General features: G+C 61.1%; 17 protein-coding genes and 1 other annotated feature. Of the genes, 7 read left to right on the top strand and 10 right to left on the bottom strand.

Annotated elements, in window-relative coordinates; genetic code table 11:
* Position 1 precedes the first annotated feature (1 nt).
* The gene (locus R4823_RS08840; RefSeq protein WP_338618294.1) at positions 2-475 is read right to left on the bottom strand and encodes a very short patch repair endonuclease; all 474 of its coding nucleotides are present in this window, start codon (positions 473-475) and stop codon (positions 2-4) included.
* A gap of 346 nt (positions 476-821) precedes the next feature.
* Here R4823_RS08840 and R4823_RS08835 point away from each other — a divergent pair, with 346 nt between their 5' ends.
* The 5 genes from R4823_RS08835 (at position 822) to R4823_RS08815 (ending at position 8,164) form a co-directional block, all read left to right on the top strand.
* A complete protein-coding gene (locus R4823_RS08835) occupies positions 822-1,868 on the top strand; it encodes a DNA cytosine methyltransferase (protein WP_338618293.1) in 1,047 nt (348 codons plus the stop codon).
* 10 nt (positions 1,869-1,878) lie between these two features.
* The gene (locus R4823_RS08830; RefSeq protein WP_338618291.1) at positions 1,879-3,105 is read left to right on the top strand and encodes a hypothetical protein; all 1,227 of its coding nucleotides are present in this window, start codon (positions 1,879-1,881) and stop codon (positions 3,103-3,105) included.
* Positions 3,098-3,742 (top strand): hypothetical protein, encoded by a 645-nt coding sequence (locus tag R4823_RS08825; RefSeq protein ID WP_338618290.1) that lies wholly within the window; start codon positions 3,098-3,100, stop codon positions 3,740-3,742. Before R4823_RS08830 ends, R4823_RS08825 begins: the two co-directional genes overlap by 8 nt.
* Positions 3,743-3,789: 47 nt before the next feature.
* A protein-coding gene (locus R4823_RS08820; RefSeq protein WP_338618288.1) for an IS3 family transposase occupies positions 3,790-5,024 on the top strand; the annotation gives its coding sequence in 2 pieces (ribosomal slippage) (positions 3,790-4,081 and positions 4,081-5,024; 1,236 coding nt in all).
* Positions 4,068-4,184: a sequence feature (AL1L pseudoknot), on the top strand. (Overlaps the previous gene by 117 nt.)
* 146 nt (positions 5,025-5,170) lie before the next feature.
* Positions 5,171-8,164, top strand: coding sequence for a hypothetical protein (locus R4823_RS08815; protein ID WP_338618286.1), 2,994 nt, complete (start codon positions 5,171-5,173; stop codon positions 8,162-8,164).
* A gap of 39 nt (positions 8,165-8,203) precedes the next feature.
* Here the strand turns inward: R4823_RS08815 and R4823_RS08810 are convergent, their stop codons facing one another.
* The 6 genes from R4823_RS08810 to R4823_RS08785 are packed head-to-tail and all read right to left on the bottom strand — an operon-like array spanning position 8,204 to position 18,388.
* Positions 8,204-10,303, bottom strand: a complete 2,100-nt coding sequence (locus R4823_RS08810) for a DUF262 and DUF1524 domain-containing protein (RefSeq protein ID WP_338618285.1) — start codon at positions 10,301-10,303, stop codon at positions 8,204-8,206.
* A 9-nt stretch (positions 10,304-10,312) separates the two neighbouring features.
* Positions 10,313-13,285 carry an HsdR family type I site-specific deoxyribonuclease gene (locus tag R4823_RS08805; protein WP_338618284.1) on the bottom strand — a complete coding sequence of 991 codons (2,973 nt, stop codon included), beginning with the start codon at positions 13,283-13,285 and terminating at the stop codon, positions 10,313-10,315.
* Between the two features lie 8 nt (positions 13,286-13,293).
* Complete coding sequence (locus R4823_RS08800; RefSeq protein WP_338618283.1) at positions 13,294-14,478, bottom strand: restriction endonuclease subunit S; 1,185 nt, start codon at positions 14,476-14,478, stop codon at positions 13,294-13,296.
* Positions 14,471-15,988, bottom strand: a complete 1,518-nt coding sequence (locus R4823_RS08795) for a class I SAM-dependent DNA methyltransferase (RefSeq protein ID WP_338618282.1) — start codon at positions 15,986-15,988, stop codon at positions 14,471-14,473. The genes R4823_RS08800 and R4823_RS08795 overlap by 8 nt, the downstream gene beginning before the upstream one ends.
* Positions 15,985-17,481 (bottom strand): class I SAM-dependent DNA methyltransferase, encoded by a 1,497-nt coding sequence (locus R4823_RS08790; RefSeq protein WP_338618281.1) that lies wholly within the window; start codon positions 17,479-17,481, stop codon positions 15,985-15,987. The genes R4823_RS08795 and R4823_RS08790 overlap by 4 nt, the downstream gene beginning before the upstream one ends.
* Before the next feature lie 13 nt (positions 17,482-17,494).
* Positions 17,495-18,388: a WYL domain-containing protein gene (locus tag R4823_RS08785; protein WP_338618280.1), complete on the bottom strand. Its 894-nt coding sequence runs from the start codon at positions 18,386-18,388 to the stop codon at positions 17,495-17,497.
* A 219-nt stretch (positions 18,389-18,607) separates the two neighbouring features.
* Between R4823_RS08785 and R4823_RS08780 the strand changes: the two genes are divergently transcribed.
* Entirely contained in the window at positions 18,608-19,063 is a 456-nt protein-coding gene (locus R4823_RS08780) for a hypothetical protein (RefSeq protein WP_338618279.1), read from the top strand.
* A 46-nt stretch (positions 19,064-19,109) separates the two neighbouring features.
* The gene (locus R4823_RS08775; RefSeq protein ID WP_338618277.1) at positions 19,110-19,871 is read left to right on the top strand and encodes a hypothetical protein; all 762 of its coding nucleotides are present in this window, start codon (positions 19,110-19,112) and stop codon (positions 19,869-19,871) included.
* A gap of 419 nt (positions 19,872-20,290) precedes the next feature.
* Here the strand turns inward: R4823_RS08775 and R4823_RS08770 are convergent, their stop codons facing one another.
* The 3 genes from R4823_RS08770 to R4823_RS08760 all read right to left on the bottom strand — a co-directional run bounded on the left by R4823_RS08770 (position 20,291) and on the right by R4823_RS08760 (position 22,319).
* On the bottom strand, positions 20,291-20,908 hold the full coding sequence (locus R4823_RS08770; protein WP_147653767.1) for a DUF6088 family protein: 618 nt from the start codon (positions 20,906-20,908) through the stop codon (positions 20,291-20,293).
* Positions 20,892-21,110, bottom strand: coding sequence for a DNA-binding protein (locus tag R4823_RS08765; protein ID WP_125076807.1), 219 nt, complete (start codon positions 21,108-21,110; stop codon positions 20,892-20,894). Before R4823_RS08765 ends, R4823_RS08770 begins: the two co-directional genes overlap by 17 nt.
* Positions 21,111-21,197: 87 nt before the next feature.
* On the bottom strand, positions 21,198-22,319 hold the full coding sequence (locus R4823_RS08760) for a Fic family protein (protein ID WP_029577187.1): 1,122 nt from the start codon (positions 22,317-22,319) through the stop codon (positions 21,198-21,200).
* Positions 22,320-22,379 lie beyond the last annotated feature (60 nt).

Raw genomic sequence — 22,379 nt, 5'->3', positions numbered from 1 at the left:
GTCAGTCGATGCGTGCTTTGCGACTTCCATCGCTCGCTTTGCGGGCGCCGTCCTCCCGCGCTCGGACGACCGTCGCTCGTATTCGCTCGACGACGGAGGCAAGATCGCCATCCACCTCATGCTCCCAGTAGCGCATGACCGTCCAGCCGAGCTTCGTCAACGCAATCTCCACTTCCCGATCGCGCCGCTGGTTACGTGCGATCTTCTCGGACCAGAAGGCTACGTTGGTGGCCGACGCCTTGTAGTGCTCCGGGCAGCCGTGCCAAAAGCATCCGTCAACGAACACAGCGATCTTGCACCCGACAAACGCTAGATCCGGCCGCCCCGGGATCTTCGGACGCACTCTGTAACGCAGCCCCGCACGCCAGAGCGCACGCCGGAGGGCCATCTCCGGCCCGGTGTCCGCCCCGCGCACACGCGACATCTGCTCCGACTTGGTCAGCGGATGTGGCTTGCGTTTTCGCTTTCGTTGCATCGCATCATCTTTCCCGCCCCGAGCAGGGTCTGTCGGCGCACATTATCTTTACATCTGCGTTACATTCCGATAGGATGCCAGCGATAGGCACGAGGGTCAATCAATGGGCGACATCGAACGCAAGACCGAGACCGTGAACCTGCGGCTTTCCCCGCGGATGAAGGAATTGCTCCGGACTGCGGCCGAGCGTGAGCACAGGACGCTGTCAAACATGATCGAGGCGCTTGTACTCGATTACTGCGAAAGCAGGGGCATAGCGGTCGCTCAGGATGAGAGACCCGCCAGCCGGACTAGAAAGAAACCTGTAACCGCAACAAGAAGGTGAACCAACACGGCGGCCCGCAAAATGAAGAAGAAGTCCAATGTGCGCACGGCAATCGATTTGTTCTCGGGCTGCGGGGGATTGACTCAAGGTCTCCGCGACGCGGGTTTCACCGTCGGTGCGGCCGTGGAGATCGACGCGCTCGCGGCGGAAACCTACGCTGCCAATCACCCTGACGTGAAGCTGTTCAATGCGGATATCCGCCACGTCTCGGCATCCCAGATTATGGAGGCCTGCGCCATCGAGAAGGGCGAGCTCGACCTGCTTGCCGGCTGCCCGCCCTGCCAGGGTTTCTCCCGCATCCGGCTGAACAATAAGAGAGAGCGGATGGACGACCCCCGCAACCGGCTGATTGACGAGGTCCTTCGGCTGATTAGCGAAATGCAGCCGAAGGTCGTGATGCTGGAGAACGTGCCCAACCTCTCGCGCTATACCCGCTATCTCAATTTCAAGAGAGATCTGCGCAAACTGGGCTACGAGGTCGTCGACAAGGTCCTTGATGTCGCTGACTTCGGGGTCCCGCAGCGTCGCAAGCGTCTTGTCGTCCTGGCGTCACGACTCGGGCAGATATTTCATCCCGATCCGGTTGACGGACGCAGGACGGTAAGGGACGCGATCGCCAAGCTCCCGGCGGACATCCTAAAGAACGATCCTCTTCACAATCTGGGCGAGCAGCGCAGCGAGCGCATCCGCCGTTTGATCAAGGCCATCCCGAAAGACGGCGGTAGCAGGACAGCACTGTCCGCCGGGCTGATCCTCAAGTGCCATGAAGAGCAGGATGGGTTCTATGACGTCTACGGTCGGATGAAATGGGACGATGTCTCGCCCACCATCACCGGCGGATGCATCAACCCGTCGAAGGGGCGGTTTCTGCACCCCACGGAAGATCGCGCCATCACTCTTCGCGAGGCGGCGATCCTGCAGAGTTTTCCGCCCGACTATGTGTTCTCGCTGCGTCGAGGCAAGTATGCCGCCGCCGAAATGATTGGGAATGCGCTCCCTCCGCTCTTCTCCAGGACGCAAGCAGAAGTCATCAAGCGACACCTGGTAGAGCGTTCAGTCGCCGTCTGAGGAACCGACCATGGACGCTCCGATGACCGACACCCGGTTTCTCTCTGCGCTTCGCCGAAACCCGTCGGACGACGTTATCCGCGAGGCGATTGCAACTGTCGCTTCGCAATTCCCGAGAAACACTGCCGTTGCGGCGGAGTTGGCAACGATTCTTGCCGCCTCTGGCGAGCGCCTATCCGCCGGCGGCGCGGTTGTCGCCGACGTGGCGTCCACGGGAGGCCCTGCATCGCTGAGCACGCTTCTGGCCCCACTGTTTCTCCGCGCAGCCGGCGCGATCGTCCCGAAACTGGGTGTGCCCGGGCGCCCGGCCGGCGGCATCGACTGCCTCGCCCAGATTCGGGGTTACCGCACCGAACTCTCCCTTCGCGAGATTGAGGAGATCGTCAACGGCTCCGGATACGCACACTTCCTTGCTAAGGGCGAGATGGCGCCGCTCGACGGACGGATGTTCAAACTGCGACAGGCAATGAATGCGCAAGCCGTCCCGTCTTTGGTGACCGGCAGCCTCTTGTCCAAGAAGCTGGCCGTCGGCGTCAAACATGCGGGCTTGGACATCCGGGTCGCACCCCACGGCAATTTCGGTACCGATAGGAGCGCTGCGGCGGCGAACGCACGGCTGTTTTCGGATGCAGCGCGGGCTCTCGGCATAGACGCGTCACCGGTCCTGACAGACGCTCGTCATCCATACCAGCCATATCTCGGAAAGCGTGAATCGCTGCTCGCGCTCGATGACATTTTCAAAGGGGCATGCTCTCCCTGGTTGGCAGGGCATGTCGAGACTTGCAGGGCACTCGCCTTGGCCTGCCTTCCGTCCGACCTTCGCGCGAAGGCCGCAGAGGCATCTCCCGCAGAACTTCGCCGGCACTTCGACGACAACCTCATCGCCCAAGGCGCAGCCCCCGACGACTTCGACGCGGTTGTACGCGACACAAGAAGGGAGCACACCGGACACGTCCTGGCCGCGCACGACGGATTCTGCTTCTACCGCCTGGACCTGCTTCGCGACCGGCTTATCGAATGGCAGGGCATGTTCAGGTCGGAACAGATGCCTTTTCCAGATCCGGTTGGACTCGTTTTACTCGCCCCTCCGGGACAATGGGTGTCCGGCGGCACCCCGATCGCGACGGTAAGGGCGCCTGAGACACTGATGGCGGACGTGATTCTCAAGCTCGACGAGATTGTCGGCACTCCGACCTCTCTCCCCAGCGGACCCGATTTCGAGGCGATCGATGGCTAAATACTGCTGCTTCTTTTGTCCTTCCAAGGACTATTCGGAAAGGGAACTGAGTGACAAGTGCCCATCCTGCGGGCGCACGTACGGCTTCGTCCTGGACCATCCGCCGAACAATATAGGCAACTACCGGATCACGAAGCATCTGGGCAGGGGATTCTACGGCGCCGCATACGTCGCGGAAGCCGGATTCGTCGGGAAGAAGTACGTCATCAAGATCTCGCCTGTCTCCTTTTATGGCTTTGAGCCCTTCAAGAAAACGCCATTCCAAGACGAAGTCCGACTGCACGCCGAACTGGCTGCCAGCGCGACGCATGTGGTCGACATCATCGATGCGATCGACGAGACCGTATTTTTTACTGACGACGCTGCGAGTAGCATCCCCTGCCACGTCACCGTGCTCGACTATGTCGAAGGCGATCTCCTGAAGGACTTCGTCAACAGCAGTACACCGCCCAGCGCCGCGTCGATATGTCAGGTCGCGATCGATCTCCTTCAGCTTCGCGCGGAGCTCGAGGCCAACAAGCTGAACCACAACGACCTGCATGCAGAAAACCTGATCGTCGAGAGGCTTCGCCCGGAATCACGGCGGCCCGACGCAATCGATCCCATGTTGCGCGTCATGGCGATCGACCTCGGCTGAATCGCCCCGGGTTTTGAGGAGGCTCCAAAACTTGAGAGAATGGAGCCATGAACAAATCGAACCGTTTTTCCCCCGAAGTGCGCGAACGCGCTGTCCGCATGGTGCAAGAGCATCGTGGCGAGTATCCGTCCCTGTGGGCGGCCATTGAGTCGATTGCACCAAAGATTGGCTGCGTTCCCCAGACCTTGCATGAATGGGTACGCAAGCACGAGATCAATACCGGGCTGCGCGATGGAGTTACCAGCGAGGAGCGCGACCGCATCAAAGCCCTGGAGCGCGAGGTTAAGGAGCTACGCCGGGCCAACGAGATTCTGAAGCTGGCCAGCGCGTTTTTCGCCCAGGCGGAGCTCGACCGCCGACTCAAGTCCTGAGAGACTTTATCGACCGGCATCGTGACACCCACGGGGTCGAGCCGATCTGCACGGTTTTGCAGATTGCCCCGTCTGGGTATAGGCGCCATGCCGCTCACAAACGCAATCCAGAATTACGCTGTGCCCGTTCCAAGCGTGATGAGGTGTTAGCCCCTCAAATCGAGCGTGTCTGGCAGGCCAACATGCAGGTCTACGGCGCCGACAAGGTCTGGCGTCAGCTCAACCGCGAAGGGGTGCAGGTGGCCCGCTGCACGGTCGAGCGGCTCATGAAGCGTTTAGGGCTGGAAGGAGTCCGGCGCGGCAAGGTCGTGCGCACCACGGTTCCGGACAAATCAGTGCCTTGCCCGCTGGATCGGGTCCATCGGCAATTCAGGGCTGATCGTCCCAATCAGTTGTGGGTGTCTGACTTCACCTATGTCTCGACGTGGCAAGGCTGGCTCTATGTCGCCTTCGTCATCGACGTGTTCGCCCGGCGCATCGTGGGCTGGCGGGTCAGTTGCAGCATGCGCACGGACTTCGTGCTGGATGCGTTGGAGCAGGCCTTGTACGCCCGACAGCCTGATCCCTCGGATGCATTGATTCACCACTCGGATAGAGGCTCGCAGTACGTCTCCATCGTTTACACCGAGCGCCTCGCCGAGGCCGGCATAGAACCCTCGGTCGGTAGTCGTGGCGACAGCTACGACAATGCACTGGCGGAGACCATCAACGGGCTGTACAAGACTGAATTGATCCACAAGCGGGCGCCCTGGAGGAGCCGTGAGGCTGTGGAATTGGCCACCCTGGAATGGGTGTCCTGGTTCAACCACCACCGACTGCTGGAACCCATTGGCTATATAACGCCGGCGGAAGCTGAGGCAAACTATTACCGGCAACTCGCCGAGCAGTCAGTTGCCGAGGTCACTACTTAAACCAAACAACCTCCACGAAATCCGGGCCGATTCACGGCAGTGTTTCCGATGAGAGCAAGAGCACCGATGACCGTCAGGGAGACCTGGCTTTTATCGCGGAGCATGTCGACGCTCTACTTGCCGGGCTGCTGGCCCGGCCGGATCAGATGGAGGATCGGGATTTCCGGATTGCCTTGGCGCTGCAAGGAATCATCAGCAATCTGCGCACAGATGCCCAGAATCTCCGCCTTCCTAATCCGGCCGACATGGTCGCTCAGGTCCGAGAGTCCTTCTATAGAGCATCACATCACTGGCGACCATGGAGAAACCCTCTCAGCCTCAAGGGTTTCGCAGACCATTACAACGCTCAGACACTGGAGTCATGGGACGTACCGAGGCTGCTGGTCGACCCGGCAAACCGCTGGCTGACCGAAATCACTCGCCCCGGCCCACAGATCATCACCGGCATGCGGGGATGCGGTAAGACAATGCTGCTCCGTGCGTTGGACATCCACGCCCGCGCCACACAGCGGGAGAGCGAAACACAAGAGGCTGTCATCCAGCGCATTCGGAATGATCGCTTCGTCGGACTCTTTGTTTCCGCCCAAAGATTGCTGGATTTGCGGGAGCAATCGCTCCTCAAACTTGAATATCGTCTGACGCGGCTCTTCGTCGCCTACGCCCTCCAGGCCGCCCGCGCGTTGATGCACCTCCGTGATGTCGACTCAACAGCCATCGCACCTGGTGCACACACGCGTTTGGCTTCGGCAGTGGCCGATTACCTGGAGGGGGCCGATGACTTGCGACATTCCATTTCCCTTGACGATCTCGAGCAAAGGTTGCAACGGATTGCCGTTCTCACAGTAAGTGGCGACGAGAAGCATCTTGTCAAGCAGGCCCCCGCTGAAGTGTTCAACCATCTGGCCGACAGCCTTCGGGAATGCTCGGAGGTGTTCGAATCTGCCTCGATCTTTTACCTTCTGGACGATGTATCTACGCGATATTTGGAGCTCGACAAGATAGAGGCGCTCCTTTCTGCTCTTCTTTTTCAGAGCCCGACATGTGCATTCAAATTCACCTCGGAATGGCAGACAATCGAACTCGGTCTCAGGTCTCCCGGAAGAAATCATCCGATCCGGGTCGGTCGTGATCTGACGGTATTCGATCTCGGCGAGGACGTCTTCAAAACCATCAGTGCCGCCGGTTCCGCAGGCAAGGACTTCATCACCAGGATTCTCCAGTTACGTGCAGACCTCCACGCACAGCATCCCCGGCAGCGTGACCCGAGGGTGATTCTCGGCGACGTACCCTTGGAGCAGGTTGCCAGAGAGATCGCCTCGTCAAGCGAGGCCGCAGGCCAGAAAAAGCGCGTGTACAGGGGCCTATCCTGTCTCACCAGTGTCTGCGTCGGCGACATCGGCGACGTCATCAAGTTATACGAAGAAATCCTTCGCCGAAGCGGTAACGCTAACGCGTATCCCATCGAGGACCAAACACAGTCCGAGTGCTTCCAAGAGATGAGCGCACGCCGGCTCTACGATCTCAATCGGCGCGCCACCTACTCCAGGAACCTCAAGAACCACGCCCTTGCGTTTGCACAGACGGCGCATGACCTGCTTGTGCGGTCGTACCGCAACGCGCCGAAGGATGGAAAATCGAAAGTCCGCCTGAGGCAATATTCTTCGATCTACGTCAGAGTTACCGCCGAGGACGAGAACAGCCAGAAACAGCAGATCGACAGACTTCGCGACCTCATCGATGCCGGGGTCTTCGTTTTCGCCGGCGGAGCGCCCCGTTCCAAGACCAAGGACTCCGACCCGATCCTGCAGTTCATTCTGAGCTATCGAAAAATCTACGGGCTGGCCGCATTCATCGGCCTTGCCGACAGGGATCGCTTCGAGTTGTCCGGAGACGACTTGAGCAGATGGCTCGAATTGGACGACGTGACCGCCGCCAAGGAAATCCTGTTGCGCAACCAGATCAACGACGAAGTTGACGAGACCGGCGCCCTAGGCAGTGGCCAACCCGGCCCGGAATCCGAAATCGCTATTCAGGAACAGCCTGCGGCAACTTCCCCCGCGGCTGTGCAAGCCCCCGTACGGAGGACGGCGCCAGGGCAAGCCGATCTTTTCGGCACGGTCGAGAGAGAGACAACGCCTCCGGAGCAGAAAGCATGGGCCGACAAGGTATCGATCTCGATCCGCCAAATTTCCGAGAATGAGCTCGCCACGCTCCCTGTGAGTTCGACCCTGGTGGGATTGGGGTTCGAGGACCGGACGCTTGCATCGAATGAATTCCTCTCCGGCGTGCTCAACCCCGTGACCGCACACGCAATCAGGTATCCCGTAGAAGGGCACTCTCCGGCTATCCTAAATGCGTGGACCAAATCGGCGGCCAGTGTGGTCGAGACAGCCTATGACGAGGCCCTCGCCGCCCTCCCGCGCCTGGACGGTCTTGCGCTTGTGGACATATCCGGTCTCGCAAAGCCGCTGATCTTCAAGGCGGTTCGCAGTGAACTGGTCGCTAAAGGGCGGGTTCTTGTATGTCATGCATCTGCCGAAAAGCACTACCCGCTCCAGGGAGACCTTGAGAAACTATTCGCCGCCGAGAAATCCGAGGATCCGGTCGCCTTCCTCGAAAGCCTGGCGGAGTTGTTGACTGGAGAGGACGGACCATACAAGGACGTCAAGCTGCTTGACGACACCTCCGATCCGTCTCGAAACCGCGCCCTACTTGCATTCGCATCCCCTAAGCACGAGCGCCTCTTCTCACTGCTGGATCGCCGCGAGTTCGATCAAATCGAGATCATCACCCCGGAAGGAGACCCACCGCACGCCAAGGTGGCCGCATACGCCGCAGAGTTCATTTGCCAGAATTATCCGAATGCATCCGTCACCAGGTTCGGAAACGACGATCTACTCGGGCTGGTCGAATATCTCGACGCGAAATACCTCGAAATCTACGGCACGGGCGGGGCCAACTTCGAACTCGGCCTGACAGGCACCAAAACGCAGGCGCTTGCAGCCGCCGTCTTGAGCTCTGTCAGAAAGGTGTCACAAGCCTGGTACCTGAGCCCGAAGAGATTCGACGAAAAGCGCTTCTCCAGCGGTGTAGGTTCGATTCGGGTTTACGACATCAATATCCCAGGGAGATCTTGTTAGCGTTACGCGGGGTAGCGCCATCTGCATGCTTAGCCAGGCTTACTCCGTCACGCGCTCATACGCCTGCCGAACCACATTGATCGCGGCCGGCACATCGTCTTGTGATTCCAGGTTGTACAGCACTCCACCTGCCTCCGTCGCGCCGATAATGAAGGCATACTCCGTTGCGTCACGAGCTTTGCCTGACGGATCTTCGCAATCGGCAAAATCGAGGTTCAGCAAGAGGCTCAGCCGCTGCTTGCGCGGGATGATTTCGACGAAGAAATCAAACACACGGTAGATGACGCTCCGGTCATTGGGCAGCTCTACAACATCCGCGCCAAGCGCCTGGATCTGTGGACGCAGCGCCTCCAGGAGCTTCTTGGCGGTCTCATCCAGCTCCAGGTTCTCGATCCTGTAGTTGGCGGCCAGGGCCTTGTGCTCCTCCAGCTCCCGTTGCTTCACGGCCAGTAGATCGACAACCAACGGACGCCATACGGTCACGGCTTTTTCGGCGAGCAACTTGCCTCGCTGCTCGATGGTCTTGGCGTCCCATGTCGATTGCTCGCGAATGAACCTGTTCAAGCGCAGCGGGCTATCATCGAAACCACCGGCAATCGTCCTCTTCTCGGAAAACGGCCTGTCGCTGTAGGTGGAGTTGTAGCCGGTCAGCGTCAGATTGCCCAGGCGGTGCAGCCACGTTTCCTGAATCGCTTTCCAGTCGCTACCGAGCATCGTTCGCCACTCCGGACGCAAATCCTCGTTCTGCGGCATGACGTGCTCGATGGAGAAATTCGAGGTGTCGATACGTTCCTTGCTGAAGTTTTCCAGCCGATCCAGCAGGTAGAAGCAGGTGCGCATGTCGTAGACATCCCGCGTTTCAAGCGCCTCGCGGAATTCGACGTCGCTCGGGAAACGGCGCTTCTTACCCTGCCGGTACAGCGCCACCTTCAGGCTGACCAGCGGCTGATTCTCGGTAATCCGGTAGGCGATGCTCGCAAATATCTGCGCGAGGCTACGCGTCTGCATGTCGCATACGGAACGCCGAAAGACGAAGCTTTCCAGCAACTCGACGGCCTCGACGAATTCGTCGAGGCTGAGGGTCTTGGCCCGGTCGTAACAGTCATAGAGGGTCATGACCACCGGCGAAGCCACCTCGACCAGTGACCGCAAGCGGGTAAACGCTTCCCTCAACACCGGCTGCTTTTCCTGCCCCAGGCTGAAAGCCGTGTAGTAGGTGCCGGCGCGTCGCAGGTCACTCAGGATGCCGTCGACCCCACGCTTGCCGACGGTCCGCGAGAAGTAGCTGCGGAACTCGTGATAGATCTCCGCGGCCTTCAAGGGCGTGCTTGGACGCATTTGCAGCGTCAGAAAGTCCTTCACGAACTTGTCGAACTCGGTTCGGTAGCGCGGGCCGAAGGCCTGCTCGATCGGCCGCCAGTGCTCCTCGTAGAGCTGGGTCTGTGAGGATTCGTCCAGGCGCATCAGCACGAAGTTTCGGATGAGATCGGCCTGCGTCAAATCCACGCCGGTGGAGTTCAGGCTCTCGAAAATCATCTGCGGGTCGTCCTGCCCCCGCGTCAGGCTGACATCGACGACGACCAGCTTCTTGATGCCGGTGTACACCGTTTGCACGTCGGCCTGCGCCACCAGATCACGCAGGAACAGGAAGTTCTCCCTCACGCGTTCCGACGCCGACTCCGGCATACCCTTGCCATCCAGCAACGCAATCAGCGTCTCGTGATCAGCCCGGCGCAGATGCAGCTTATGGCGCCGATCCGCCTTGCCATGCCTGTTGCGCAGGAAATAGTCGTCCAACTCCTCAGGCGTCGATTCTTCCTCACCAGGATCGTCATCCCCCTGAAGCTGTGACATCCGGTCGCGGAGCGCAATCAGCAACAGTGTCAACGTCGTCAGTCGCTGCTGTCCATCAATCAGCAACCAACGCGTGATGGTGGCCGTGTTGTCCTCCGCCGCCACGTAAACTACCGATCCCAGGAAGTGCCCCTTGATGGTGGGATCGCTACCGACACGGATCACATCCTTCCATAGCTGTTGGCAATGCCTAGTGCCCCAGCTGTAGTCACGCTGAAAAATCGGCACGATGAACTGCTTCGCGCCCTCCAGCAGGTTAGTGACCAGCGTGTCTTCCGCTTTCATGCTCGTGTCTCAGTAATATTGCCGGATGTAGCTGTACGCCTTCTCGAACAGCTCCTCGTCGGCATGCAACTTGTACTTGAACAGGGATTTCCTGAGCGCCTTCTTGACCTCACGCTCGCCGGCCAGCGTGTCCTGCCAGCCGGGGAACCGGACCAGGCGCACGATCTCGTCGATGTCCGCCACCACCCGCTCAACCATGATCGGCGTCTCGGCGGTCTTGACCTCGTTGAACAGCTCGGTCAGCGCCGCCTTGCCACGGTCCTCGTCCTCTTCCGGAGGCGTTTCCTTCTCCGCCTGCAGCACTTCCTTGGCCAGTTGCAGAAGCTGCTTCAGGAACTCGACGCTGTTGAGCACGCCGGATTCGAAGCGGTCGCGCAGGGCATCCAGGCGTTCCGAGAGCGCCTTGAATTTCGGGTTGCCGAGGTGCTTGCGTAGCCGGCGGGCCACCTTGATCTCGATCTCCTTCGCCTTTTTCGGATCGGGATTCGAAAGCACCGCCTCCAGCAGATCGGCGTCCAACACTAGTGTGTCGAGATCGTCGCGCACGGCATCGACGTGCACGTTCTGGTGGATCAGCTCAATAGTCTTGGCCCCGAGAGAGTGCCAGATCAGCTTGCCGTGGCCGCTGGAGGGCTGCACCGACTGGTACACCTGCGACAGCCACTTGTAGTCCTTCTCGTGTTCGCCGAGGATCGGGTCGGGCGAGATGGCCTCCCACAGCTTGTTGAGCAGGCTGTACTCGGTGGCGAAGTTGTCGCGCACGTCGTTGTTGGGCAGGCACTGCTGAGCGGCGATCAGGCCCTCATAGCCCTCGACCGTGCGATCCACGCCGGCAAAGAAAGCCAGGCACTTCTGCATCGCCTCCGGCAGCCGATCCTTGAGTTCCTGGATGTTCGACACCACCGCAGTGACACTCTTGTCGTCAAACTCCAGCGCCTTGGCCACATCGTCGAAGATGCCGAGGTAATCCACGATCAGGCCGTGGGTCTTCTGCTCGGAGTAGGTGCGGTTCACCCGGCAGATGGCCTGGAGCAGCGTGTGATCGCGCAGCGGCTTGTCCAGGTACATCGCCTGCAGAATGGGCGCATCGAAGCCGGTCAGCAGCTTCGAGGTGACGATGATCAGCTTGAGCGGGTCGTTGGGGTCGCGGAAGCGGTCGAGCAGGCGTTCCTCCTCGTCCCGCGAACGAGCGTAGGCCTTGTACTGCGGCTCGTTGGCGTTGACCGTCATCACGATGTCGGAGGACTCGGGCGGCAGCAGTTTGTCCAGCTCCTGCTTGTAGAGTAGGCAGGATTCGCGGTCGAAGGTGACGATCTGGCCCTTGAAGCCGTTCGGCTCCACCTTGCTCTGGAAGTGCTGGACGATGTCCTCGCACACGCGCCGAATGCGCTCCGGCGTCTTGACCAGCACGGCCATCTTGGCGGCGGTCTTGCCGAGGTTGTCGCGGTCGAGGTCGGAGAGGCCGCCGGTCATCTCCTTGAAGGCGGCATCGATAGCCGCTTTGTCGATGTGCAGCTCCAGCAGGCGCGGCTCGAAGTGCAGCTTCAGCGTGGCCCCGTCGCGGATGGACTCCTCGAAGCCGTAGCGGCTCAGGTAGCCCTTGTCATCCTCCTCCGCGCCGAAGGCGTAGAAGGTGTTGCGATCGAAGCGATTGATCGGGGTGCCGGTCAGGCCGAACAGGAAGGCATTGGGCAAGGCATCGCGCATCTTGCGCCCGAGATCGCCTTCCTGGGTGCGGTGCGCCTCGTCCACCAGGGCGATGATGTTGCCGCGATCGTTCAGCACGCCATCGGCCTCGCCGAATTTGAAGATCGTCGTGATGATGATCTTGCGCACGTCCTGCGCCAGCAGTTGGCGCAGCTTATCGCGGGAGTCGGCCTTCTCGAGGTTGGGGATATCGGCCCCGGTAAAGGTGCCGGTGATCTGGGTGTCGAGATCGACACGGTCGACCACGATCAGCACCGTGGGATTCTTCAAGCGCGGATGCAGGCGCAGCTTCTGCGCCGCGAACACCATCAGCAGCGACTTGCCGGACCCCTGGAAGTGCCAGATCAGGCCCTTCTTGGGGTAGCCGGCCAGCACCCGCTCGACGATCTTGTTGGCCGCCTCGTACTGCTGGTAGCGGCAAATGATCTTGATGCGGCGCTTCTTCTTGTCCGTGGCGAACAAGGTGAAGTTGGCCAGGATGTCGAGCACCACATGCGGCCGCAGCATGCTCTCGGCGGCCAGTTTCAGGCCCTTCAGCGGGTGCTTGAGCGCATCGCCGTCGTCCTCCAGGTTCCACGGTCCCCAATCCTTGATGGGCAGGCCGAGCGAGCCGTAGCGATATTCCTTGCCTTCAGTCGCCACCGAGAACACATTGCAGACGAACAGCTCCGGCACGTGCTTCTCGTAATCGTCGTGCACCTGCAGCGCGCCATCCACCCAGCTCACCGCCGAGCGAGTCGGCGTCTTGGCTTCGATCAACACCAGCGGCAGGCCGTTAACCAGCAGGATCAGGTCGGCACGACGCTCGGCGCTGCCGGCGCGGAAGGTGAACTGCTGGGTGACGACGTACTGGTTCTGGTCGAGGTTGTCGAAGTCGATCAGGCGAACCGGCACATGCTCGTTGTTCTGGCCGAAGGGCATAGAACGCTCGCCCCTGAGCCATGCCGTGAATTCCTCATTGGCGCGGATCAGGCCGTCGGAGCGCACCGAGAGCACGATGGCGCGCAGCTTGTAGAGCACCTCGTCGGCGCGATCGGGCTGGGCGGCAATTTCCGGATTGAGGCGGATCAGCGCCTCGCGCACCCAGGATTCAACCAGCACGTCCTGGTGCTGGCGCGGAATCTCGGCGCTAGCGACACGACGCCAGCCGATGCCCTTGTGGCTGCGGCCGTAGGCGGCTTCCGGCTCACGGACGACACTGGCGGGGGCGGACTTGGCCGGGCCGGAGAGCAAGTCGTAGAGGTAGGCTTCGACGGTGTTGGATTCAGTAAACATCGCTCACCTCAGGCAAGTGCTTCTGCGAGGAAACTCTGCCGCATTTCATCTACAGAGCGCGCGCGTAGTGCCGCAGCTGAAACAGCCTTCTCGGCAGAAACAAGTTCAGAAAGCATCCGCGACTGATCCAGCGCATCTGCTACTGGAATTGAGAGCTCGCGTTGCGTCGTTATACCGACGTAAGCCCTGGTTGACTGCCTTCCGTACTGGTCAAGAAGCCGCCTGAATCCCGGCGTTTGGAATGAGAAATAGAGCCAATCAGGACACAGTCGCGAATGATCGATAACGCGGTAGTAGGTCACCTGCGGGGTAAGCATCACAAAATCAGTTGCCAGCTCCCCCAGCCGAGCAACCTCGCCGACAGTCCCCTTGTGACTCAACAGAATGTCACCTGATCTGGCAAAACCAATCCTTAAAGTGCGAGCTAGCCCTTCAGAAATTTTGTTACAGCTCGCAAAGTCGACTTCGCCGCCCTTCAGATCGGAGGCCATCACAAACGGCACTCCTTCAGAAACATAATCGGAGGACTTTGGGTGCTTTTCTCCATGGTTACCGTCTTGGGGCGGCGCAATCAATCCGTCATCGACCAGAGTTCCAATCTTTTGCCTCGGAAACGCACCCCACATCCGATCGAGCAATGATTGCAACAATGCACTCCCATGTGCCTTTAACGCCCGACAGGATTCAAAGCACTCGTCGAATACCGCCATAGCCGCCACTACTCGCAGCTGCTCATCAATTGGCGGCAACGAAAACTCGAAGTCCGCCAAACTCGTCCAGTTTGTGCGAGGACTCAACGACCCCGCCGACGTGCCCACGGCGTGATCAAAAAAGGCATCGGTCTGGCAAATAAAAGGCAGCAACTCCGGCAGCAAGACCTGTGAGTCCTTGCTCTCCAGGACGTAAATGTCGCCGGAACACACGCCCGCAAAATCGGCCACTGCCACCTTGCGCTGATACGCCCTGCGCTTACCAAACAGCACCTGCCCCGGTTCGAACCGATTTGTAAAGGTCGTGCCATCAGCCACATCCCCCCAGGCCCGAATACGCAAATCTCCGGGCTCCAGATGCTCCAGCCCGACGAAACGTTCCAAGCCATCGCCCAAGGGGTCTTTGCTGCGCCCCTTGGAAAGGCGTACCACGTCGCCAAAGCTCACCCGCCGCCAGCCGGCCTTCATGGTCTTCTCAGCCACGCTCGACCTCCTCGGCTTCCAGTCCATCGAGCGTTTCCACCAGGGCGTCCATCTGCTGCCAGAAGGCACGGCCGTCGCTTTGCCATTTCTCCCAGGCCGCTCTCAGGCTGACGGCCTCTTGGGCGCCGTTCCCGTTCGCCGCGCTCGCCGCCCGCTTCACGTACAGCGGAATGGACAGATTGGCACCATTGCGGACGATCCGGTCCAGGGTCGCCACCGCCGCAAAGCCCTCGATCGGCGCGAAGGACTGGAACGCCTGCAGGATGCGCTGCTGGTGTTCCGGCTTGAGGAAACTCTGCGCCCGCTCGCGGGTGACTTCGTTCAGCGCGTCGATGAACAGCACCTTGCCCTTGCGCGCGGCCGGTTTGCGCCGGTTGCAGACGACGATGCACGACTCCATCGGCGAGTTGTAGAACAGGTTCGGCCCGAGGCCGATCACCGCCTCGACCCAGTCCTGCTCGACCATCTTCGCGCGCATGGCTTGCTCTTCGTTGCGGAACAGCACGCCGTGCGGCCAGAGGATGGCGCAGCGGCCCCTGTCACTGAGGCTGGCCAGGATGTGCTGCTGGAAGGCGTAGTCCGCCCGCCCCTGCGGCGGGGTGCCGAGAAAGTTGCGCCCCCATTTGTCCTGGCCCCAGGCTTCACGATCCCATTGTTTGATGGAATACGGCGGATTGGCGAGGATCACGTCGAACCTACGCAGCCGGTCGCCTTCGATGTGCTTGGGGTCGGCCAGGGTGTCACCCCGGATGATCTGAAAATCCTCGACCCCGTGCAGGAACAGGTTCATCCGGGCGATACCGGAGGTGATCAGGTTACGCTCTTGCCCGTAGAGCTTGAGGGTGCGGTACTCGCCGCCGCTGCGCCTGACCTCGGCCAGCGCGGAAATGAGCATGCCGCCGGTGCCGCAGGTGGGGTCGTAGATCGACTCGCCCGCCTGCGGCGCCAGCAAGGCGGTCATCAGGTGCACGACGGTGCGGTTGGTGTAGAACTCGGCCGCCGTGTGGCCCGAGTCGTCGGCGAACTTCTTGATCAGGAATTCGTAGGCGTTGCCGAGCTCGTCCTCCGGCACGTTGGCGACCGACAGCGTCTGGGACGAGAAATGCTCGATCAGGTTCTTGAGGGTTTCGTCCGGCAGGCGCTCGCGATTGGTCCAGGGCGCGTCGCCGAAGATCCCGGCCAGCATGTCGGGGTTGGCCGCTTCGATCTGCCGCAGCGCGCTCTGGATCGCCATGCCGACGTTCTTCGGGACTTGGCGCACGTCCTTCCAGTGCGCCCCCTCGGGGATCTGGAAGCGATGGTTTTCGGCGAACTCGGCATAGGAGAGATCGCCACCTGACTCCTTGAGCGCCGCCTGATATTCCTCGTCCCAGACATCCGAGATGCGCTTGAAGAACAGCAGCGGGAAGATGAACTGCTTGTAGTCACCGGCGTCGATCAGGCCGCGCAGCAGAACCGCCGCGCCCCACAGGTAGGATTCGAGTTCTTGTTGGGTGATACGGGCACTCATTGCAGCCAGTCTCCCTCGACCATGACCTTGGCCAGCCGGCCTTCCGCCTCACGGCAACGCGCCAGCGCCTCCTTGAAGGCCTCGATGGCTTCCGGCAACGGCGGGATATCCTCTTGCAGCGGCGGGAGAACGTAGCGGGAGATATTGAGCGTCCAGTCCTCGGCCTTGATTTCGTCGATGCTGACGACGCGCACCGCGTCCTGAACGTCTTCGAACTTCTCGAACCACCCCTGGATTTCGAGGGCGTGCGCCGGCTCCAGATAGTTCTGCGCCCGGCCGCGTCGGAACAGCCGCGAGGCGTCGGCGATCATGACCTTCTGGCGCCGGGCGGCGAGTTTCTTCTTGCGCAGCACCAGGATGCAGGCGGCCAGTCCGGTGCCGTAGAAGAGGTTCGGGGCCAGGCCGATGACCGCCTCGACCAGATCCATCTCCAGCAGCTTCTGCCGGATACTGCCTTCCGCACCCTTGCGGAACAGCGCGCCCTGCGGCAGCACCACCGCCATGCGCCCGGTGCCCTCGGCCATCGACTTGACCATGTGTTGCACCCAGGCGAAGTCGCCGCTGCTGGACGGGGGCAGTCCTGCGAAATTGCGCCCGAAGGGATCATTCACCCACAGTTCCTCGCCCCACTTCTCCAGAGAGAAAGGCGGATTGGCGATCACGCAGTCGAAAGTCGCCAGGCGATCGCCCTCGAAGAAGGCCGGGTTGCGCAGAGTATCGCCGCGCACGATCTGGAAGTCCTCGATGCCATGCAGGAACAGGTTCATGCGGGCGATGGACGAAGTGGTGAGATTCTTTTCCTGCCCGTTGAGCTTGCCCCACAGGCGCTTCACGTCGCCGTGCTGCTCCTGCACGTGCTGAACGGCTGCCAGCAACATGCCGCCGGTGCCGCAGGCGGGGTCGTAGATGGTTTCGCCCTCCTTAGGGTCGAGCATCTCGATCATCAGCCGCACGACGCTGCGCGGGGTATAGAACTCGCCGGCCTTCTTGTTGGTGGCATCAGCGAATTTCTTAATCAGGTATTCGTAGGCATCGCCCAGCACATCGGAGGCGATGTTCTTGTTGCCGAAGGAGATGCGCGAGAAATGCTCGATCAGGTCCTTGAGCAGCGCATCGGAGAGGCGATCCTTGTTGGTCCACTGGGCGTCTCCGAAGACCCCATACAGGGTGTCCGGGTTGGCCTTCTCGATCTCACGCATGGCGCGCTGCAGGGCATTGCCGACGTTGGTCGCCACCGCGCGGACGTCGTTCCAGTGGCAGTCGTCGGGGATCTGGAAGCGGTGCGACTCCGGGAACAGGGCGAGCTCGGCGTCACCGGTTTCATCGACGATCTCGTCGTACTCCTCGTCCCAGACATCGCAAATCCGCTTGAAGAACAGCAGCGGAAAGATGTAGGTCTTGAAGTCGGCCGCATCCACCGGGCCGCGCAGGATGTTGGCGGATTCCCAAAGGTGGCTTTCGAGCTGACTGAGGGTGATCGGAGCTTCGCGCATCAAGTTGTTCTCGTCATGCTTCGTCAGGTGCGCGGTAGCCCGGTGCAAGCAACGCATTCCTGACGCCGTACAGTGCCAATGGATTCTTTAGCCAAAGGCGGTACTCCGGCCCGCTCAGGCTGTGATCCGGGGAAGCGTCCACGCTCCATTTCCGCAGGATGTAGCCCGCCGTGGCCGCCCGGAGCTTCATCCGCAGGACGCCGTCCCGCATGCCGTAGTCCATCTCAGTGACCTCGGGGCGCGGCTGAGCGGGGTGCGGGACCAGTTCCAGTTCGACGATGCGTGTCCACTGAATGTCTTGGTCGCTGGTTTCGTGGGTAACCACAGGCTGCCCTTTAAGCACCACCGGGCGCTTGATCCGGGTGATCACGAAATCCCGGAACTCCTGCGTCTTGCGGTCGAAGGCGCGCACATGCCAGCGCAGCCCGTTGTCGATCAACGCAAAGGGCACGATCTCGCGCTCTGTGCGGCCGCTGGAGATCGAGTGGTACTCGATGCCGAGCGGACACTCCTGATGGATCGCCCGAGTCACGCTCGCAAGCACATCCAGGTCCGGATGGGTGAGCCGCGAGGGGATTTCGCTGGCCACCCATGCCTTGAGTCGAGTGGGTTCCCCATCACCGAAGCCCTGCGTTAGCCACGACAACACCCGCTCCGGCGGAAACTCGAAGAGCGGCCTGAAGTCCGGCCCGAGGACATAGCACTTGGCTTTGGCGTCGTAGTCGATGTTGCCCGGCGCCAGCTCCTTGTAGATCGCCAGGTCACGCGTGGCGGCAGCCGACTGGATGCCGAACCGCGAGACCAAGTCCTGGCGTTGAATCTCCCCGATGAAGCGCACGCGCAATTCCACGAACGCGAGGCGGTCGCGCTGCGGCTGGGTCAGATCGGCAAGCTGTTCGTTTGACATCCTGGGGTTCGTACGGGTTAACGGACGCTTGTGATGATTGTTGCGGACAGTATATGGTCCGCTCTACAATCTGTCCATCGCACCTTCACAATTCTTACATGGGGCTGATTATGATTACCATCTGCCAAGGCGCCAGACGGTTCGTCCCGCGCCCTGAGAACTGGTATGAGCGTAAATCGGTGGGACCAGCCGGGCGTGCCCCACAAGGGGTGGCACTGCGTGGACGTCGTCGACCTGCGCGCCGACGGCGAGCCGGCGGACGAAACCGATTACGCAACCTGCCAGATGTGCGGCAACGAGAAGATCCGCTACGTCCACATCATGGAGCATCCTGACCTGGATGAGCACTTCGAGGTCGGGTGTGTCTGCGCCGAGAAGATGAGCGACGACTACGAGGGGCCGAGGCGGCGCGAGGCTCGGCTACGTAACCGCGCCGCCCGACGCTCGCGCTGGCTACATCGCAAGTGGCGGATCTCCGCCAAGGGAAACAGCTTCCTCAACCTCGAGGGCTACAACCTCGTGGTGTACCCCACCAAGACCGGCCGTTGGGGCTACAAGATCGGAGATCGGTTCGGGCCAAGGACGTACCCGACTGACAAGGAAGCCAAGCTGGCTCTGTTCGATGACTTCTGGACGGCGACCCAGGATGACGACCGGCTGTGGGCTTCGGACTGATTCCAGCAGGCTGTCGGACCAGTCGTAGACCAGGACACATCAAACAATGAAAACAGACTTGATCGCAAAGTACGCGCCGATTCTTTGTGGATCGACGCCTCCGGTGGTGCGCGACCCGCGCCTGTTGATGGATGCAAGCGGCGACGTGAAGATGTATTACGCGCCGTTCGAGTACATCAACCCCAGTGCGCGGATCGTTCTGGTCGGGATCACACCGGGCCCCACCCAGATGGTCAATGCCAACAACGAGGCGCGACGCGCGCTTCAGGCCGGCAAGTCCAACACGGAAGCGATCCAGGCCGCCAAGAGCGTCGGCGCATTTAGTGGCGAGCCGTTACGGAGCAACCTGATCAACCAGCTCAACCATTGGGGCTTTCACAAGTGGCTCGGTCTGGGCGATTCGGCCGACCTGTTCTCCACGTCGCGCCACTTGGTGCAGACCACCTCCCTCCTGCGTTATCCGGTATTCGTCAAGGACGACGATTACCGCGGCTCCCCAGATATGACCAAGCATCCGCTGCTGCGGAAGTACCTGCTGGAGAACTTCGTGGCGGAGGTCGAAGAACTGATGGATGCCGTGTTCGTTGGCCTCGGGCCGCAGGTCCAGAAGGTGCTGGATCGTCTGATCCAGGAGCGGGTCCTGAATCCCGACCGGGTGATTGGCGGCATGCTGCACCCCTCCGGAAACTGCACCTACCGAATCAACTACCTCATCGGCGACAGAAGCGCGCCGGTCCCGCACGCCACCAACCCTGTGCCTTACGACCAGGGCCGGCGAGCATTTCGGGAGCGGTTCGTCACCGCCTGAACGAAAGTTGGATGAGTGGATGCGGACGCGGGTTCAATTCCGCAGATGGGAATCGAACTAGCGTCCTGTCTGATGCACTAGGCTGGTGACCCCCGGCCGCGCAGAACTGGTAGGATTGAGGGCATGAAGGGCTGGATTCCGCACCATTCCGCAGTAGTTCGCAGCGGTTCTAAGGTGCTGAGTTACATAGGTTTGGCGCAGGGTTCCACCCCACCGATTCCCCGCAGGAGTCCGAACCATTCCGCACGAACCCGCAGGAACCCTCGCCAGCCCGCACGGTCTGATGGCAGGTCCTTGATTTTGAACAACCTGCTTGACCAGTCCGCACTTGCGGACTGCGGACTTTCGGTATGCCGGCAATCCGCTTGTAACCGTGGTCGGATGCCGCCGTGTTTCGAAACGTCGGTACTTGTCGACATCTACCGACGAAACGGAACAAGTGCCGACGCGGGAAGACCTTTCTGGATTGCCACTACCATCCACGCCGGCAGGTGAGTCCTGGTTTCGAGCACGGCGTTCCAGTCATCCCGCCCGATGCGCCCAACCAACTTGCCGACCGTGGTTTCGGCGAGGTCCGGGCCAAGCCATTCAAGGGCTCTGACGACATCACCGGCGAGACTATCGCCCAGCACCAACATCCACCTGGGGGCACGGCGGATCTCGATGACCTGCTTGCCGAGATTGAGCGTCCGCGCGCGGCCGTCGGTCAGGTAGATCTGTCGGACGGGGACCTGCGTGGTCAGCCCCAGGGCACTGGCCGCAGCCGCGCCATGACGGACGATGGCGTGCCCCGTGATGCGCGCGAGGGACTGGACCAGTTTGTCGGCGGGCGGCGGGACTGGACCGAAGCGGCTGGCCGTCACGGCGACGTACATGCCGCGCGCCACGCGCCTCAAACGCCCATGCCGTGCCAAGCGAACCAACTGCCGCGACGCTTGATCGCGATTGACCAAGTGCTCCAGGTCCAGGCTCCTGAGCAAGGCGCCCTCCGGCTGCGCATCGATCCAGCGGCTGACGATCTCAGTTTGTTTGGCCATGGGCAACGACCGCAGACTGGCTGGTTGATATCTGCAGGCACGACTCCTCGTAGGCTTCGATGTCGACTTGGCGGTAAATCACCCGACCACAGAGTTTCAGGAATTTCGGCCCAATTCCCACGCTACGCCAGCGTTCGAGGGTGGCTTCGCTGATACTCCAGCGGGCGGCCAGTTGTTTTTGATTGAGGTGAACGACGTCCATCTTGGTCTCCTTCCGCATGAGTTGGCAGGAGTCCATGAAGGCGCTGTTCGGTCCGCCAGCCAAGTCAATTCAGAAGACGCGCGGTTACTACGGGAGATCGTTCAGCTCGTAGCTGGTACTGCGCCCGCCCGCATTCGATTTCCGCAGCACGCCGCGCGCGAGCAGGTCGTTGATGTCGCGCAGCGCCGTGTCTGGCGAGCACTTGGCGATCGCCGCCCACTTGCTGCTGGTGAGCTTACCTTCAAAGCCATCGAGTAGCCGGTTGAGCAATTTCACCTGTCGCTCGTTCAAAGGTGTGGCTGCCCAGTGCTGCCAGAAGCGTGCCTTGGTCAGCACGGCATCGAGGGTGTGCTGCGCCTGATCGACGGCGCGATGCAGGGTGTCGAGGAACCAGGCCAGCCACTCGGTGACGTCCATGGACCGCTTCTGGGTGCGCTCCAGAATATCGTAGTAGGCCTTGCGCTCCCGCTGGATCTGCGCCGACAGGCTGTAGAAGCGCTGCGGGCTGCCGTCGGCGCGCGCCAACAGCAGGTCGCCGATGGCCCGGGCGATACGGCCGTTGCCGTCGTCGAACGGGTGCAAGGTCACGAACCACAGATGGGCAAGCCCCGCCTTGACGAGCGGTGGCTCACCCGAGTCCGCATTGACCCATTCGAGGAAACGACCTGTCTCGGTCTCCAGTCGATCGGCGGGCGGCGCCTCGAAATGCACGCGCTGGCGGCCGATGGGGCCGGAGACCACCTGCATGGGGCCACTGGCGTCGTCGCGCCAACTGCCGACCTTGATCCTGGAGAGGCCGGAGTAACCAGTGGGAAAGAGCGCCGCGTGCCAGCCGAACAACCGCTCGCGGGTCACCGGCGCCGCGCAGTTGACCGTGGCGTCGAGCACCATCTCCACCACGCCTTCGACATGACGATCGACTGGAGCCAACGCCCCGATGTCGACGCCCAGCCGGCGAGCGATGCTTGAGCGCACGGACTCGACGTTGAGCTGCTCGCCCTCGATTTCGCTGGTCTTGACCACGTCTTCGGTGAGCGCCGCCAGGCTGGCCTGATCGCGCAGCGCCATGCCCACGTCGGCCAGACGCCCCAGCAAGAGCCCTTGAGCACGACTCACATCCGCCATAGGGCCAGCGAGCGCCGCCAGGTCGAAGCGCCAGTCCGGCCAGTCGCTGGCCTGCCAGATGTACTTGTAATCGCCGCTGTTCATGCGGAGATTATGGGCTCCATTCTCCGCATGCGCAAGTTATTCACCGCATATAATGCGGCG

Source organism: Pigmentiphaga sp. CHJ604 (assembly GCF_036972535.1).
Classification (GTDB): Bacteria; Pseudomonadota; Gammaproteobacteria; order Burkholderiales; family Burkholderiaceae_B; genus Pigmentiphaga; species Pigmentiphaga daeguensis.
The sequence above is the reverse complement of the archived record's forward strand: the minus strand, read 5'-3'. Positions and strand labels throughout refer to the sequence as shown.